Here is a 13,946-nt window from a genome sequence, read left to right on the forward strand (position 1 = left end):
GCGATTGGGGTGGCGTGCGGGCCTTTGGTGAGGGTGATCCCGTAGATCCACCCTCGCACCCGACGGGACGGTTCGCGGCTATTAACAAGAATTGTCCTCAGGATTCGCCGTAGCTGAGGATTTGCTGAGAACTGGTCGCTTTTTCGCAACCGGGCATTGACCCCCAGCACCGCCCAGAGGGCTCTGCGAGGGCGGAACATCGCAGCTGGTCACCGGGGTTGGCGAGGTTCCCTGACCGCAGTGATCCCGGTAACGTCAGCGCGGGTTACGACGGGGAGGCGGCGTGGCGCGCGGTGGCATCTTCTGTGTCGAGGGTCAGTGGCACCGGGATCTCAACGAACGTGGCTCGGTGCTGCCCACCCTCGAACTGCTCGAACGGCTCGGCAAGATCCGCTTCATTCACAAGGACGCCGCCACCCGCGACGAGTTGTTCTACTTCGTCGACCGCTGGCTGCTCAAGCAGTACGCCGACCACCGGTTGGGCTTCTTCGCCATGCACGGCGAGCCGAACCGGCTCTGCCTGACCGACTGGCACTCCGTCGAACTCACCGAGGTGGCCGAGCGGATGGCCGGGCGCTGCGAGGGACGGCGGCTCTACTTCGGCAGCTGCTCGGTGCTGCGCGCCCCCGAGTCGGCGCTGCGCGAGTTCCTCGCCGTCACCGGTGCGGCCTTGATCTGCGGCTTCACCCGCGAGGTGGACTGGGTCGAGTCCGCCGCGTTCGAGACCGTCCTGCTCGACGTCCTCGCCAACGGTCAGCGGCACAACGCCGCCGAGCTGCGGATGGGGTCGGCGCACTGGGCACCGTTGGCGTCGTACCTCGGCTTCCGGATCATCTACGCCAACGGCCGGGCCTGGCGGCCCTCGGTGCGACCGAGGGTGCCCAGCCAGTCGACGGCCGGCCGGGCCGGCTGACCCCGGCACGCGACCGCGCTGCGCACGCCGTACCGCTGGTCCGCCGGCACAGGCTGGTAGAAACGAGCGATGGCACGCATGATCGCACGCAACACCCGGGTCGACCGGGACGGTCTCGTCGAGTTTCTCCGCCCCCGGCACCGGGTGCTGCTGATGACCACCCGCGCCGACGGCCGACCACAGTCCTCACCGGTCGCCGCCGGGGTGGACGACGCCGGCCGCCTGGTCATCTCCACCTATCCGGAACGCGCCAAGGTCGCCAACATCCGTCGTGACCCGCGGGTGTCGGCGTGCGTGCTGTCCGACGACTGGAACGGCCCCTGGGTGCAGGTCGACGGCACCGCCGAGGTGCTCGACCTGCCGGATGCCCTCGAACCGCTTGTGGAGTACTTCCGCAGCATCTCCGGCGAGCACCCCGACTGGGACGAGTACCGGCAGGCCATGATCCGGCAGGGCAAGTCGCTGATCCGGGTCACCATCACCTCGTGGGGGCCGGTGGCCACCGGCGGGTTCCCGGCACGGCTGGCCGACTGAGGACGGCGTCCCCGCGGCCGGTGCCTCGCGGCAGACGCGAAACGGGGGCGCGGCCGACCGGCCGCACCCCCGCTCACGAACAGATCAGGCCCGCGCGGTCGCGTACGCGGCGGTGCCGATCAGCTCCATCGACACCTGGAGCCGCTCCAGGCTGATGTTCTTGGCGATGGTGTCCTCCGGGGTGTGGTACGGAGGCTCCAGCAGCGCCGGCGACTCCTCGCCACGCCAGGAGAAGTTGGCGCTGGCGATGCCGACCTCCTGGAACGACTGGTGGTCGCTGGAACCACGCTGGGTCACCGGGGAGATCTGCGGCTCGTAGCCGAGGCGGCGGGCCGAGGCGGCGACCTCGGCGGTGGCCCGGTTGTCCTGGCCGTCGAAGGAGAGCAGCCAGTACCTCGTGGCCGGGTCCCAGCTGGTGGCGACCATGTCGTTCTGGTAGACGGCGAGGATCCGGTCCCGCTCGGCCTGCGGCATCTGGCGGACGTAGTAGCGCGAGCCGATCAGGCCCTGCTCCTCCGAGCCCCACAGGCCGAACCGGATGGTGGCGTTGGTCGGGATCGCCTTCAGCACCCGACCCAGCTCCATGCAGAGCGCGGTGCCGGAACCGTCGTCGTTGGCACCCGGGGCACCGATGACGGTGTCGTAGTGGGCGCTGATCATGACGATCGGGCCGTTCGCCCCCGACCGTCCGACGCGCTCGGCCAGCACGTTGTTCGAGGTCAGGTTGCGGTGCGCGGTGGTGGCGACGGTGAGGGTGAGCGGACCGGCGGCCAGCAGCTCACGCAGCCGGTTCTTCTGGGACTGCGCAACGCCGAGCACCGGGATCGGCACCGGGTTGTTGGCCGAGCCGGGCAGGGTGGGCGAGAAGGTCCCGGCCAGACGCGGCGCCGCAGCGTCGGCGGCGAGAAGGATCACGCCGGCGGCACCGGCCGCGACGGCGGTCGCGACGACCTGCTCCCGCCGGTTGGCGACGTAGTCCACAAGCACGATCTTGCCGCGTACGTCGGCCGGGTAGTCGCTGGCCGCGCCCGCGCGGACGTCAACCACGGCACCGGTGACGCTGGTGTTCAGGGCCGCGTGGGCGCTCGCCCCGGTCTGCCAGTTCAGGTCGGTCGGCAGGCCCGCCGGCGAGCTGAGCTGGCCGGTGAACTTGTCGGCCACCGTGAACGGCTGCAGGGTGGTGTCGTAGCCCAGCTTGTCGAAGTGAGCGGCGATGTAGTCGGCGGCGCGCCGCTCGGACTCGGTGCCACCGATGCGCGGCCCGATGTTCTCCGACAGCTGGACCAGGTGCTCCAGGGCCCGGCGCGAGGAGATCTGCGCGATGACCTTCCGGTCGTCCGAGGTGAGCTTCGGGGCCTGGTGCGAGCCGGGGCGCTGGCCGTTGGCGGCCCAGGCCGGCACGGGCAGCGCCACGGTGGCGGCACCACCGAGGGCGACGGTCAGCACCCGGCGACGATTGAGGAACCCGGACCCGATGGAGGTGGACGATTCGTGCGAGGGTGTCACGGTGTCGTCGAATGAAGACAAGACTGCGCCTCCTGAATTGAGGTCAGAACCGGGCGCAGGGGGTTTGCGGCCCGGGTCAAGGAGGCTTGAATCTAACCCGCGAGCTGCCGCTACTCAAGATCAGGGGTCAGTAGGCGACGGTGAAACGAGAATTCGGGAATTGCGAATTTTCGATTTCGTCAATGACGGCGACAGCGAGATCCTCATAGCTGAGTGCGCATCGTCCGGAAGTGTCGGTAACCGGGTGGTCGGTTCCGATCCGATATCGCCCGGTACGTTCACCCGGATGGAACTCCAGCGGCGGTGGTGAGACGTACGTCCAGCTCACGCCGTCGGCATCTGAGCGGTAGACGTCCAGCGCCTCCGCCTGGCCGAGCGCCGAGTCACGGTACTGGGCGGGGAAGTCGGGCTCGTCCAGCAGCCGGCGTCCCGACGGGGACAGCAGGGTCGCCCCGCCGCCAACGTGGATGATCCGGGGCGCAGCCGGCATCTGCCGCAGCCCGGCGATCAGGGCGCGGGCGGCGTCCGGCCAGAGCGTACGGTCGCCGCCGCCGATCGCCACCACGAGCGCGTCCGCTGCCGGCGCCAACTCCCGTACGCTGCGTTCGCTTGTGGCGTCGCCGGTGACCACCCGCACCCCGGCCGGCAGGTAGGTGGTGGCCTCCGGCCGGCGTACCGCGGCCACCACCCGGTGACCCCGGTTGAACGCCTCGGTGACGATCCGCGAACCCGCGGTGCCACCCGCCCCGAACACGACGATGTCGCTCACGATCCCAGGCTAGGGAGCGGGCCGGGTCACCGTCGGCGGAACGCCCGATCCCGCTGACCCGGGTGGCTGCTCAGCCCACCAGCGCCGAGTAGACCAGTTGCCGCAGCTGGGGACGGATCGGCCAGGTGCTCGACGGCATCAGCTGGGTGAAGAACATGGCGGTGATCTGCTCCACCGGGTCGACCCAGAACGCCGTGCTGGCCACGCCGCCCCAGTAGTACTCACCGACGCTGCTCGGCACCCGGCTGGGGATCGGGTCCTCCACCACCGCGAAGCCGAGACCGAAGCCGATCCCGTCCAGGGTCGTCTCGGCGAACCCGCCGGTGGACAGGGTGCCCAGATCCCGGCCGCCGGGCAGGTGGTTGCGGGTCATGAAACGCACCGTGCGGGGCGCGAGCAGCCGGGCGCCGTCCAGCTCGCCACCGCGCAGCAGCAACTGGGTGAAACGGTGGTAGTCGGCGGCCGACGAGATCAGGCCACCACCGCCGGAGAGCAGCGCAGGCTTCTCGTACGCCAGCGCGCCGAGCGCGTCGTGGCGTACCGCCCGGCCGGTCTTCGGATCCGCGGCGTACAGCGCGGCGAGGCGGGCCGCGTCGGCACCGTCGACGTACCACCGGGTGTCCTCCATGCCCAGCGGGCGCAGGATGCGCTCGGTGAGGAAGGAGTCCAGGCTCTGCCCGGAGACCACCTCGATCAACCGGCCCAGCACGTCGGTGGCGACCGAGTAACCCCAGGCGGTGCCGGGCTGGAACAGCAACGGCAGCTCACCGAAGGCCCGGCAGGCCCCGGCCAGGTCGACGTCCGACGGTGGGTACAGGTCGTAGCCGGCGGCGCGGTACAGGCCGTCGACCACCGAGGTCTGCATGAAGCCGTACGTCAGGCCGGCGGTGTGGGTGAGCAGGTGCCAGACCCGGATCGGTTCGATCGCCGCAACGGTGTACGGCTTGAGCGTCGACCCCTTCGAGTAGACCCGCATGTCGGCGAACTCGGGCAGCCAGCGCCCGATCTCGTCGGTCAGCTCGAACCGACCCTCCTCCCAGAGGATCATCGCGGCCACCGAGGTGATCGGCTTGGTCATCGAGTAGATCCGCCACAGGGTGTCGGCCTGCACCGCCGCGCCGGACTCCCGGTCGCGCAGCCCGTACGTCGAGCAGTGCGCGACCTCGCCGCGGCGGGTGACGACCACCTGCCAACCTGCCAACCGGCCGTCGTCGACGTACCTGCCGAAGTGTTCGTCGATCCGGGCCAACCGTGCCGGGTCGAAGCCGACCTGTGCCGGGTCGATGCTGCGCGCGATACTCACCCGGTCGAACCTACCGACCGGTCCTCGCGTCGGGAAGGTGTCTGTCGGTGGGTGTGGTTAACCTGCGGGAATGCCGGAGCCGATCGAGGGTGTCACCTTTCACGACGAGGACTGGTACGCCGAGGAACTGGGCGACCGACACTACGTCCACTGCGACTTCCACCGGGTCGACCTGACCGAGGCGACCAGCCGGGGTGCCTCCTTCGTCGGCTGCACCTTCGGCGACGTGCGGTTCAACGTGTCCCGGCACACCGACTCGGCCTTCACCCGCTGCACGTTCATCCGGTGCAACCTGTTCGAGGCCGAGTTCACCGGCTGCAAGTTCATCGGCAGCACCTTCGACCGCTGCGACCTGCGTCCGCTGACCGTGACCGGCGGCGACTGGTCCTTCGTCACGCTCGCCGGGGCCGACCTGCGCGGCGCCCGTTTCACAGGCGTCCGGATGCGCGAGACGGATCTGGCCGGTGCCGACCTGACCGGGGCGACGGTCAGTGGCAGTGACCTGTCCGACGCGCAGTGGCGCGGCACCCGGTTGACCCGGGCGGACCTTCGCGGCAGCGACCTGACCGGGCTCGACCCGACCGCCGTGCAGCGCACCGGCACCATTGTGGATGTCGGGCAGGCCATGGCGCTGGCGCAGGCGCTCGGGTTCGACGTCCGGGCCTGACGTATCGGGCGCTTCCTATCGACTCGCGCGAAAGGTGTCCGTAATGTCTACGTGAGTCGGCCCCGCATCCGGGTCGCGGATGCCGGTGGGATTCCGGTCCGGCAGAAGTGGAGAGTCGGTGGCCGAGGAACCCAGGCCGGACGGTGCCACCCGGGTCGCTCGCCGGATCGCGCGGGCCCGCCGACGGCGTCGGTACGCGGTGGAGGCCCTCGCCGCCTTCGCCGGGCTGCTGGCCCTGGTCGCGTTCGTCGACAGGTGGTCGGAGCCTGCCGTGGAGGATCCGGCGGAGCCTGACGGCCTGCCTGCGGTGGTCGGTCGACCGACCCTGCCCAGCCCGGTGCCCACCGCCATGGCGGTGCCCGGGCTGCAACCCCGCGAACGGTCACCGAGCCCGAGCCCGAGTCCGAGCGACAGCCCGACCCCGGTGGCCGCGCCGATGACCCTGGCGATGAGCCGGGCCGACATCCCCGAGACGGTGGACCTGACCTCCTCGGGCCGGCGCGACTGGCTGCACTGGGGCCGGGGCGGTGCCGACGTCGCGGTGCGCAAGCGCGACGGTTCCGGCGAGCTCCGTGATCTGGGCGGCAAGGGTGACCGCAGCGGCTGGGACGGCAATCAGGAACTGTTCCGGTGGCGCGACGGCGCGCCGGTGAGATCCGCCGACCCCACACCCGACGGGGTCTACGTCTGCGGCCGGGGCAACGGCTTCGAGTTGGCAGTCGTCGCCGACGGGCAGCCGCGTACCGTCACCGCCTATCTCGGGGTGTGGATGGCCCGGGGTCGGCTGGATGTGCGGATGTCCGGTGGCGGGCCGAGTCGGACGGTGCGACTGGAGGAGCGGCACACCAGCGCGTCCACCCAGGTCACGGTCCGGTTCCAGGCACCGAAGGGGACCCGTCTGGTGTTCACGTGGACGGTGGAGGAGACCTTCACTCCGCACTGCGGCAACGTCGGGCTCCAGGCGATGGCATTGCGGTGATCGCCGGGTCCGGCGGTCGACGTGTCGAATCCCCAGTAGCGTGTGCGGGATGACGACAATCATCCAGGGGGACCGATGAGCACGAGTGAGCAGGTGCTGGACAGCCCGTCGGGCTGGGTTGCCGAGCACATCAACCGGTACGTCGCCACCGACGGCGACAAGGGGCACGAGTGGCGACCGGGTGTCTTCACGCTGCTGCTGACCACGCGGGGCCGACGCAGCGGGAAGCTGCGCCGTACCGCGTTGATCTACGGGCGCGACGGTGAGGCGTACGTGATCGTCGCTTCCCAGGGCGGAGACCCCCGGCACCCGGCGTGGTATCTCAACCTCGAAGCCGACCCGACCGCCCAGGTGCAGGTGGGCGCGGACCGGTTCACCGCGCGGGCGCGGACCGCCACGCCGGAGGAGAAGGCCCGGCTCTGGCCGATGATGACCGACATCTGGCCCGCGTACGACGACTACCAGGCGAAGACGGAACGGGACATCCCGGTGGTGGTGCTGGAGCGCGTCTGAGTTGATCGGCTACCGGGACAGTTTGTCCGTCGCGGCGCGGTGAACGGCTCGTACCGTGCTGCTGTCCGGGTTACACCGTCCTGAGTGGAGGTTTGGCCGATGCCAAGCAGCAGTACCCTCCGTCCGACCGCGCCTACCGGCGAGCCGGCCGGAGCGGCCATGCGGGAGATCCCGCTGCCGCCGTACGTGACCGCCGAGGATGCACAGTTCGCCGTACGGGCCGTCGTGGTGCACGCGCCCAGGAGATGGTCCGGGGGGACGGTCTGCCGCAACGACGCGAGCCCGCACCCGTGCCGCCTGCACCGGTGGGGTACCCGGGTGCTGGCGCTGCGCGGCCTGCACGACGCCGACATCGCCGCGCTGATCGAGCGCGGCGACCCCGCTGCCCCGCTGCCACCCTCGACTCCGGCCTGAACACTCCAGGCCTGAACCGAACCCGTTGTGGTACCCGTTCTCGGCGGGTTCAAACTCGGCAAATCTATCGGCGGCTGCCTATTTGACGGATGTCCCTCAGAGGGGCAACGTGGGCAGTGGAGGGGCCCTGAGCTGCCCCGATGCGACGGTGGCTGGTCGCCGTCCGGCGACCGCGCCGGCAGTGGTCAGCCCCGGCCGCCGACGTACCTCCGGCGTGCGGGTGGTGATGTGATCCGCCCGCGAGGCGACACAGCCCGCGTTCGCGCCGGAGCCGAGTGAAAGCCAACGAGGAGTCCCACCATGCTCACGATGACCGACAACGCAGTCCTGGTGATCCGTGACCTCGCCGCCCAGCAGGACGTGAGTGAGGGCGGCGGGGTGCGCATCGCCGCCGACACCCAGGCCGGATCGCTCACCGTCGAGCTGGTCGCCGAACCCGTCGAGGGCGACCAGGTGGTCGACACGCAGGGCGCTCGGATCTTCCTCGACTCCGACGCCGCCGACCTGCTCGGCGACGCCTCCGTCGACGCCTCGGTCGACGACGAGGGCATCGTGCAGTTCGGGTTCACCGAGAAGCAGTAGAGCGCAGCTCAACCGACGCGGCGGGGCTGCCCGCCGCGCGGTGCGCGGCTGCGCGGTGGCGGTGGGCCGGATCGTGGCTCCCCGCCCCGGGCCGGCTGATGCAGCGCCGCCAGCACTTGAGCGAGATGGTGCGAGGTGCTCCAGGCCAGCCAGTTCGCCGTCGAACCGGCCCCGGCCACCCGTCGGGCCCGGCGGAAGATCTCGTGGTCGCCCCAGGAGAAGTTCGCCCCGGCCGACGGCCAGTGCGGCGCCGACACCAGCGCCCGGCACAGGTCAGCCACCCGCAGGTCGCCCCGCCCACCCCGCCGCGACCAGCGGTAGATCCACCAGGCGTCGTCGCCGGTGTAGCGGACCGTCGGCAGCCGATCGGCGGAGGGCTCCACGTCGGGTGCCGCCGACGCCACGCCGTAGTCGCCGAAGCCGACGTCGAGGTCGGCCAACCGCTGCCAGAGCAGCCAGTCCCAGCGGCACAACCGCACCGGCTCGTCGGTCGGCAGCCGGGACAGGGCCGGTGGCATGCCCCCGGCCACCACGCTCACCGAGCACCAGGCGTGCCGACGCGCCCACTCCAGCGCCCGGCGGGCCCGGGGCTCGACCGCCCGTACGTCTGCCCGACAGCCCACCTCCCCGCAGTCGACCAGCAGATCGCACTGCTCGGGGGCCAGGCGCGCGTACCGCCAGATCCGTTCCACGACCGCGTTTGTGGCGTGCGGGCCGGCCCGGTCCTGGCCGATGCGGAGCCGCACCACGGCCCGCCCGGCGTACGCCCGGGCCGTGATCCCGTGTGCCGCCAGCCGTCGCTCACCGTCGGTCAGGCAGATCACCGGCATCAGCGGTACGCCCCAGCGGGCCAGTTCGGCTTCGGCCCCGTCGGGCAGGGCACTGACGTCGACGGCGGGCAGCAACCCCGCCGGTAGTCGACCGAGCGAGTCCACCGTCGACACATCTGTTGTGGACAATTGGAAAATCGGAGCGACGAGCGGGACGTGGACGCCGTCGAGGTGACCGAGTGCCTCCAACTCACCGCGCCGGGCGGCGAGCACCGGACGGTAGACCGGCTCTGTCACCCGGCCTCCGCGGGCGGGCATCATAATTCAATGTAGCCAGCCAATTTCCCAGCTCACAGGGTAAACGGCGGCAAAATACCCGGACCGGTGTCAGCTGCCGGACTATCGTCACCGCGTGCCCGATCCGTTGACCCGCTACCGGTGCGCCGACGAGGACAGCATCCGCTGGCGCGATTTCCCGCTGCGCCCCGGCGACATCGTGATCAGTACGCGATCCAAGAGCGGTACGACCTGGATGCAGATGATCTGCGCCTTGCTGGTGTTGCGTACCCCCGATCTGCCGGCACCGCTGACCACGCTCTCACCCTGGCTGGACTGGCTTGTCGAGCCGGCAGATCAGGTGTACGCGCGGCTGGCCGCCCAGCGCCACCGCCGGTTCATCAAGACCCACACCCCACTCGACGGCGTACCGGCCGACCCGCTGGTGCACTATCTCGTGGTGGCCCGCCATCCGCTGGACATGGCCGTCTCCCTGCACCACCAGAGCGGAAATCTCGATCGGGCCCGCCTGGCCGAACTCACCGGCCACCCCGGGTCACCGGACCCGGACCGACGCCGCCCGTCGGTCGAGGAGGCGCTCGTACGCTGGATCGACGCGGACCCCGACCCGCGCGAGGAGTTGGACTCGCTGCCCGGCGTCCTGTGGCACCTGCGCGACGCCTGGGCACGACGCGACCAGCGAAACGTCCACCTCATCCACTACGACGACCTCCGCGCTGACCTGGCCGGACAGATGCGTCGCCTCGCCGAGATGCTGGACCTCGAACCGCCCGGCCCGGAGCTGGTGGAGGCCGCCACCTTCGATCGGATGCGCAGTCGCGCCGACCGGCTCGCCCCGGACCCGGCCGGCGTGTTGAAGGACCGGCAGGCGTTCTTCCGCACCGGCCGCTCCGGCCAGGGCAGCGCCCTGCTCAGCGCGGCCGACCGAGCCCGCTACCACGCGAGGGCCGCCGCGCTGGCCCCACCCGACCTCCTCACCTGGCTGCACCGAGGCCGCTGACCGGGTCGGTGCCCGCAGGGATTCGTCTGGGGCAGGGACACGGCCCGGTGGGACGGACCGAAAGACGCCCCGGCACGGCGGGTGCCGTGCCGAGGCGTCAGCGATTCAGAGGTCCCGATCAGAGGTCCCGATCAGACGGTCCGGTCAGTCGTCGTCCCGGTCGTCGTCATCGTCGTCCCGGTCGTCATCGTCATCGTCGTCGACCGGCTCCTGCTCGGCCTTGAGCACGGCACCGGTCTCCCGGTCGATCTCGATCTCGTGTTCGACGTCGCCGTTGACGATCTCGACCTCCCAGACCGGTCGGCCGTCCTCCCGGTCCCGGTCGATCTCGGTGATCCGACCGCCGCCCGCCTTGGCCAGCGCGAGTTCACCGGCCCGCTCGGCGCTCACCGCGTCCTGGCTGCCCGACGTCGCGCCCTCGGTCGGCGTCGCCGGGGACTGCGGCGCCACCGGGGTGCCGGTGACAGTCGGGTCGCTCGGCGGGGCGGGCGCGGCGCTGCTGGCGTCGTCGTCCGGAACCCCGGCGGTCGTCGGGGCGCTGGTCGCGGCGGTCAGCGTCGTCTGCTGGGTCCGGTCGCTGTCGGCGGCGGTGACACCCAGGAACACTCCAGTCGCGGCGAGCACCGCCGCCGCGCCGCCGACCGACGCCAACATCAGGGGGTTGCGCTTCATCGTCTTCACCCTTCCTCGGTTCTTGCATAGAGGATCGGTGCCGGCGGGATAGCCGCGCGCTGTCCGAACGCTAAGGCCGGGTTAAGGGCCACCGTCGGTGAGTCTGCGCGCGCCATATCGCCGAAACGGCGGTATCCGAGGCAGTGGGATACCGCCGTTTCGGCGAAACGGAGTCGATCACGCACCAGCCCCGCGGAGCGGGGGGTCAGGGTCTGGGGGAGCCGAGGAGGAGGGTCACCTCGGCGCCGCCGCCGGGGCGTTCGCCCAGTTCGAGGCGACCGCCGCTGGCCTGGGCCGCCCGACGGGCGATGTCCAGTCCGAGGCCGGTCGACCCGGCCTGGCTGGCACCTCGGCGGACGGAGTCGGCGGCGATGCCGGGGCCTTCGTCGGCGACGGTCAGCGCGACGTGGTGGCCGGTGGGGGCGAGTCGTACCGCGAAGGCGGTGCCGTCCGGGGTGTGCGCGAAGACGTTGCCCAGCAGCGCGTCGACCGCCGCCGCCAACTCGTCGGCGGGGACCCCGACGGGCAGCGGACCGGGTGCCAGGTTCAGGTCGACCGCGCGGCCGGTGTCCTCGGCGAGTACCGACCAGAAGGCGACCCGCTCGGCCACCGTCGCCACGGCGTCGGTGGCGACCGCACCGTCGGCCGGGGTACGCCAACGGGCCTGCCGGATCAACCCGGTCACGGCCCGTTCCAGCCCGTCGACCGCCTCGGTGATCCGGGCCGCGTCCTGCGGGTCGCGCAGCGACTCCGCTTCCAGCCGCAGCGCGGTCAGCGGGGTTCGCAGCCGGTGGGACAGGTCGGCCACCTGTTCGCGCTCCTGCACCAGCAACTCCTGGATCCGGCCGGCCAGATGGTTGAGCGCGCCGCCCACCTCGCGTAGCTCCGCCGGCCCGGCCGGCTGCACCCGCGCGTCCAACTCGGCGTTCGCCAGCCGATGGGACACCGCCGACAGCTCACCGATCGGCCGGACCAGGGTCCGGGCCAACCGGTCGGCCACGGTCAGGCCGATCAGCACCAGCACCACCCCGAGCAGGGCCAGCACCAGCCAGGCCCGACCCACCCCGGCGGTCATCTCGGCGTACGGCACGACCGTGCGGATGACCGCCGTGCCGTCCGCTCGGCCCTGCACCGCGATCACCACCTCCCGGCCGTCGGACGTCTCGGCGGTGAGGCTCTGGCCCCGGGCGGCTAACTCGACCGCCGGGGTGGGCGCGGCGGGTGAACCGAGCACCGTGCCGTCGGGCAGGAACACGCTGACCGGGCGGCCGGACTCGGCGACAAGCTGGTCGACGGTCAGCCGGATGGTGTCCGGGTCGGCGGTGCCGACCACTGTGGCGAGGCTCTGCGCGTCCCCGGTGGCGCGTACGGTGGCCCGGTCCTCGGCGGCGGTACGCAGCAGCAGCGCCAGCGGCACCAGGAAGGCGATCACGATGAGCACGCTCACCGCCGCGACCAGCAGCGCCAGGCGGGCCCTCATCCGCCCACCTCCGGGACGACCAGGCGCACCCCGACTCCACGTACGGTATGCAGGTAGCGCGGCTGCTGGGCGTTCTCACCGAGCTTGCGGCGCAGCCAGGACAGGTGCACGTCGACCGTCTTGTCCGCCCCGCCGTAGGGGATCTGCCACACCTCGGTCAGCAGTTCCCGCTTGGTCACCACCTCACCGACCTTGGTGGCCAGGTGCCGCAGCAGGTCGAACTCGCGGGGGGTCAGCTCGATCGGCGTGCCGTCCAGGCTGACCTGCCGGGAGCGGGGGTCGATCCGCAGACCCCCGACGACCAGGGTCGGGTCCTCGTCGGCCGGTCCGCCGGGTCCACGGCGCAACACCGCCCGTACCCGTGCGTCGAGTTGGGCGGCGGTGAACGGTTTGACCACGTAGTCGTCGGCGCCCGCGTCGAGGACCCGGACGATCTCCCGTTCGTCGTCGCGGGCGGTGGCCACGATGACCGGCACCGCGCTGACCGCGCGCAGCATCCGCAGCAGTTCCCGGCCGTCCAGGTCGGGCAGGCCGAGGTCGAGGACGACCAGGTCCGGTCGGTCGTCGAGGGCGTCGCGCAGACCGGTCATCGCGGTCGACGCGGCCGCCACGGCGTGGCCCCGCTCACGCAGTGCCCGCACCAGTGGCGTACGGATGGTCAGGTCGTCCTCGATCAGCAGCAGGCGGGCCACAGCAGGCAGAGTATCCCTGCCCACGCCGCTCGGCGGGTCGCGTTAACCCACTCTTAGGGTTGCCTGAAGCTCATCTGAACCGGTGATCGGGGATAGTCGGGTCATGGGCCGTCGTACCTTTCTCGCCGCCGCCGGATGGCTGGCCACCGCGGTGCTCGCCACGCTGATCGGGGTCGCCGCGATCCAACTGGTGGGGGAGAGCCTCACCGGTACGCCGGGCGGCGTGCGCAGCCAACAGGAAGTTGCCCGCGCCCTGGCCGAGCCGCCGCCGGTCGTCCCGTCCGCCAACCCGACCGCGGCCCCGTCGAACCCGAGCGGCACGCCGTCGAACCCGAGCGGTACGACGAGCGCGCCCGGCACGGCGAGCCCGAGCGTCGAGGCGGGTAGCCGGCGCAGCTTCACCAGCCCCGGTGGCAGCGTGGTCGCCGAGTGCGTGCCGGGCGGCGTGTACCTGGTGTCCTGGACGCCGCGGCAGGGCTACCGGGTCGACGACTACGACCGGGGGCCCGACGACGACGCCGAGGTGACGTTCGTCGGCCCGAGCGGAGAGCACGAGTTGTCGCTGCGCTGCCAGGGCGGCGTGCCGGTCCTGGAAACCGACGACTAGGTCTCACGCCCAGGTCAAGGGCATGATCATGTCGTTTTGGTGTCCTTGATCGGACAGCTCCTCGCGTGGCTGCGGGCCGGTGGAGCGACATACCTTCGGAGACGGAAACGGTGCGATTGTCCCTGGTCGCCCGGAAAGGCGAGGCGTGTCGGGGCACGCCTGACCCTCTATTCAGCGGTGAACCTCCCGGCCGGACGGCTGGGAGGAACAACTGGTTTCCGTTCAGACCACACATCCCGCCAAGGCGG

16 protein-coding genes are annotated in these 13,946 nt (G+C 71.3%); 9 read left to right on the forward strand and 7 right to left on the reverse strand.

The features are described from left to right. The first annotated feature begins 283 nt into the window (after positions 1–283). Both VAB18032_RS05645 and VAB18032_RS05650 read left to right on the forward strand, forming a co-directional pair. A complete protein-coding gene (locus VAB18032_RS05645; protein WP_013731830.1) occupies positions 284–913 on the forward strand; it encodes a DUF6642 family protein in 630 nt (209 codons plus the stop codon). Between the two features lie 69 nt (positions 914–982). Further along, entirely contained in the window at positions 983–1,447 is a 465-nt protein-coding gene (locus VAB18032_RS05650; RefSeq protein ID WP_043719790.1) for a PPOX class F420-dependent oxidoreductase, read from the forward strand. An 84-nt stretch (positions 1,448–1,531) separates the two neighbouring features. On the opposite strand, the gene VAB18032_RS05655 is transcribed toward VAB18032_RS05650, so the two are convergent. The 3 genes from VAB18032_RS05655 to VAB18032_RS05665 all read right to left on the reverse strand — a co-directional run bounded on the left by VAB18032_RS05655 (position 1,532) and on the right by VAB18032_RS05665 (position 5,025). Continuing rightward, positions 1,532–2,974, reverse strand: a complete 1,443-nt coding sequence (locus VAB18032_RS05655; protein WP_198408924.1) for a M28 family peptidase — start codon at positions 2,972–2,974, stop codon at positions 1,532–1,534. Between the two features lie 106 nt (positions 2,975–3,080). Continuing rightward, complete coding sequence (locus VAB18032_RS05660; protein ID WP_013731834.1) at positions 3,081–3,722, reverse strand: NAD(P)-dependent oxidoreductase; 642 nt, start codon at positions 3,720–3,722, stop codon at positions 3,081–3,083. 70 nt (positions 3,723–3,792) lie between these two features. Further along, complete coding sequence (locus tag VAB18032_RS05665; RefSeq protein ID WP_013731835.1) at positions 3,793–5,025, reverse strand: serine hydrolase domain-containing protein; 1,233 nt, start codon at positions 5,023–5,025, stop codon at positions 3,793–3,795. Between the two features lie 70 nt (positions 5,026–5,095). On the opposite strand from VAB18032_RS05665, the gene VAB18032_RS05670 reads away from it, so the two are divergent. The 5 genes from VAB18032_RS05670 (at position 5,096) to VAB18032_RS05690 (ending at position 8,180) form a co-directional block, all read left to right on the forward strand. After that, complete coding sequence (locus VAB18032_RS05670; protein ID WP_013731836.1) at positions 5,096–5,692, forward strand: pentapeptide repeat-containing protein; 597 nt, start codon at positions 5,096–5,098, stop codon at positions 5,690–5,692. 118 nt (positions 5,693–5,810) lie between these two features. Next, on the forward strand, positions 5,811–6,671 hold the full coding sequence (locus VAB18032_RS05675) for a hypothetical protein (RefSeq protein ID WP_013731837.1): 861 nt from the start codon (positions 5,811–5,813) through the stop codon (positions 6,669–6,671). A 75-nt stretch (positions 6,672–6,746) separates the two neighbouring features. Beyond that, the gene (locus VAB18032_RS05680; protein ID WP_013731838.1) at positions 6,747–7,184 is read left to right on the forward strand and encodes a nitroreductase family deazaflavin-dependent oxidoreductase; all 438 of its coding nucleotides are present in this window, start codon (positions 6,747–6,749) and stop codon (positions 7,182–7,184) included. Positions 7,185–7,283: 99 nt separating this feature from the next. Beyond that, positions 7,284–7,598: a hypothetical protein gene (locus VAB18032_RS05685; protein WP_013731839.1), complete on the forward strand. Its 315-nt coding sequence runs from the start codon at positions 7,284–7,286 to the stop codon at positions 7,596–7,598. A 300-nt stretch (positions 7,599–7,898) separates the two neighbouring features. Continuing rightward, positions 7,899–8,180: an adhesin gene (locus VAB18032_RS05690; RefSeq protein ID WP_013731840.1), complete on the forward strand. Its 282-nt coding sequence runs from the start codon at positions 7,899–7,901 to the stop codon at positions 8,178–8,180. A gap of 8 nt (positions 8,181–8,188) precedes the next feature. Here VAB18032_RS05690 and VAB18032_RS05695 read toward each other — a convergent pair whose 3' ends face one another. After that, complete coding sequence (locus VAB18032_RS05695; RefSeq protein WP_013731841.1) at positions 8,189–9,247, reverse strand: beta family protein; 1,059 nt, start codon at positions 9,245–9,247, stop codon at positions 8,189–8,191. 115 nt (positions 9,248–9,362) lie between these two features. Here VAB18032_RS05695 and VAB18032_RS05700 point away from each other — a divergent pair, with 115 nt between their 5' ends. Continuing rightward, positions 9,363–10,247: a sulfotransferase domain-containing protein gene (locus VAB18032_RS05700; RefSeq protein WP_013731842.1), complete on the forward strand. Its 885-nt coding sequence runs from the start codon at positions 9,363–9,365 to the stop codon at positions 10,245–10,247. Between the two features lie 144 nt (positions 10,248–10,391). On the opposite strand, the gene VAB18032_RS29935 is transcribed toward VAB18032_RS05700, so the two are convergent. The 3 genes from VAB18032_RS29935 to VAB18032_RS05715 form a co-directional block, all read right to left on the reverse strand. Continuing rightward, on the reverse strand, positions 10,392–10,919 hold the full coding sequence (locus VAB18032_RS29935) for a PepSY domain-containing protein (protein WP_013731843.1): 528 nt from the start codon (positions 10,917–10,919) through the stop codon (positions 10,392–10,394). 205 nt (positions 10,920–11,124) lie between these two features. Continuing rightward, the gene (locus tag VAB18032_RS05710; protein WP_013731844.1) at positions 11,125–12,399 is read right to left on the reverse strand and encodes a sensor histidine kinase; all 1,275 of its coding nucleotides are present in this window, start codon (positions 12,397–12,399) and stop codon (positions 11,125–11,127) included. Beyond that, on the reverse strand, positions 12,396–13,091 hold the full coding sequence (locus tag VAB18032_RS05715; RefSeq protein ID WP_013731845.1) for a response regulator transcription factor: 696 nt from the start codon (positions 13,089–13,091) through the stop codon (positions 12,396–12,398). The genes VAB18032_RS05710 and VAB18032_RS05715 overlap by 4 nt, the downstream gene beginning before the upstream one ends. A gap of 103 nt (positions 13,092–13,194) precedes the next feature. Between VAB18032_RS05715 and VAB18032_RS05720 the strand changes: the two genes are divergently transcribed. Further along, a complete protein-coding gene (locus VAB18032_RS05720) occupies positions 13,195–13,698 on the forward strand; it encodes a septum formation initiator (protein WP_013731846.1) in 504 nt (167 codons plus the stop codon). Positions 13,699–13,946: the final 248 nt, after the last annotated feature.

The sequence above is a fragment of the Micromonospora maris AB-18-032 genome, assembly GCF_000204155.1.
Lineage (GTDB): Bacteria > Actinomycetota > Actinomycetes > Mycobacteriales > Micromonosporaceae > Micromonospora > Micromonospora gifhornensis.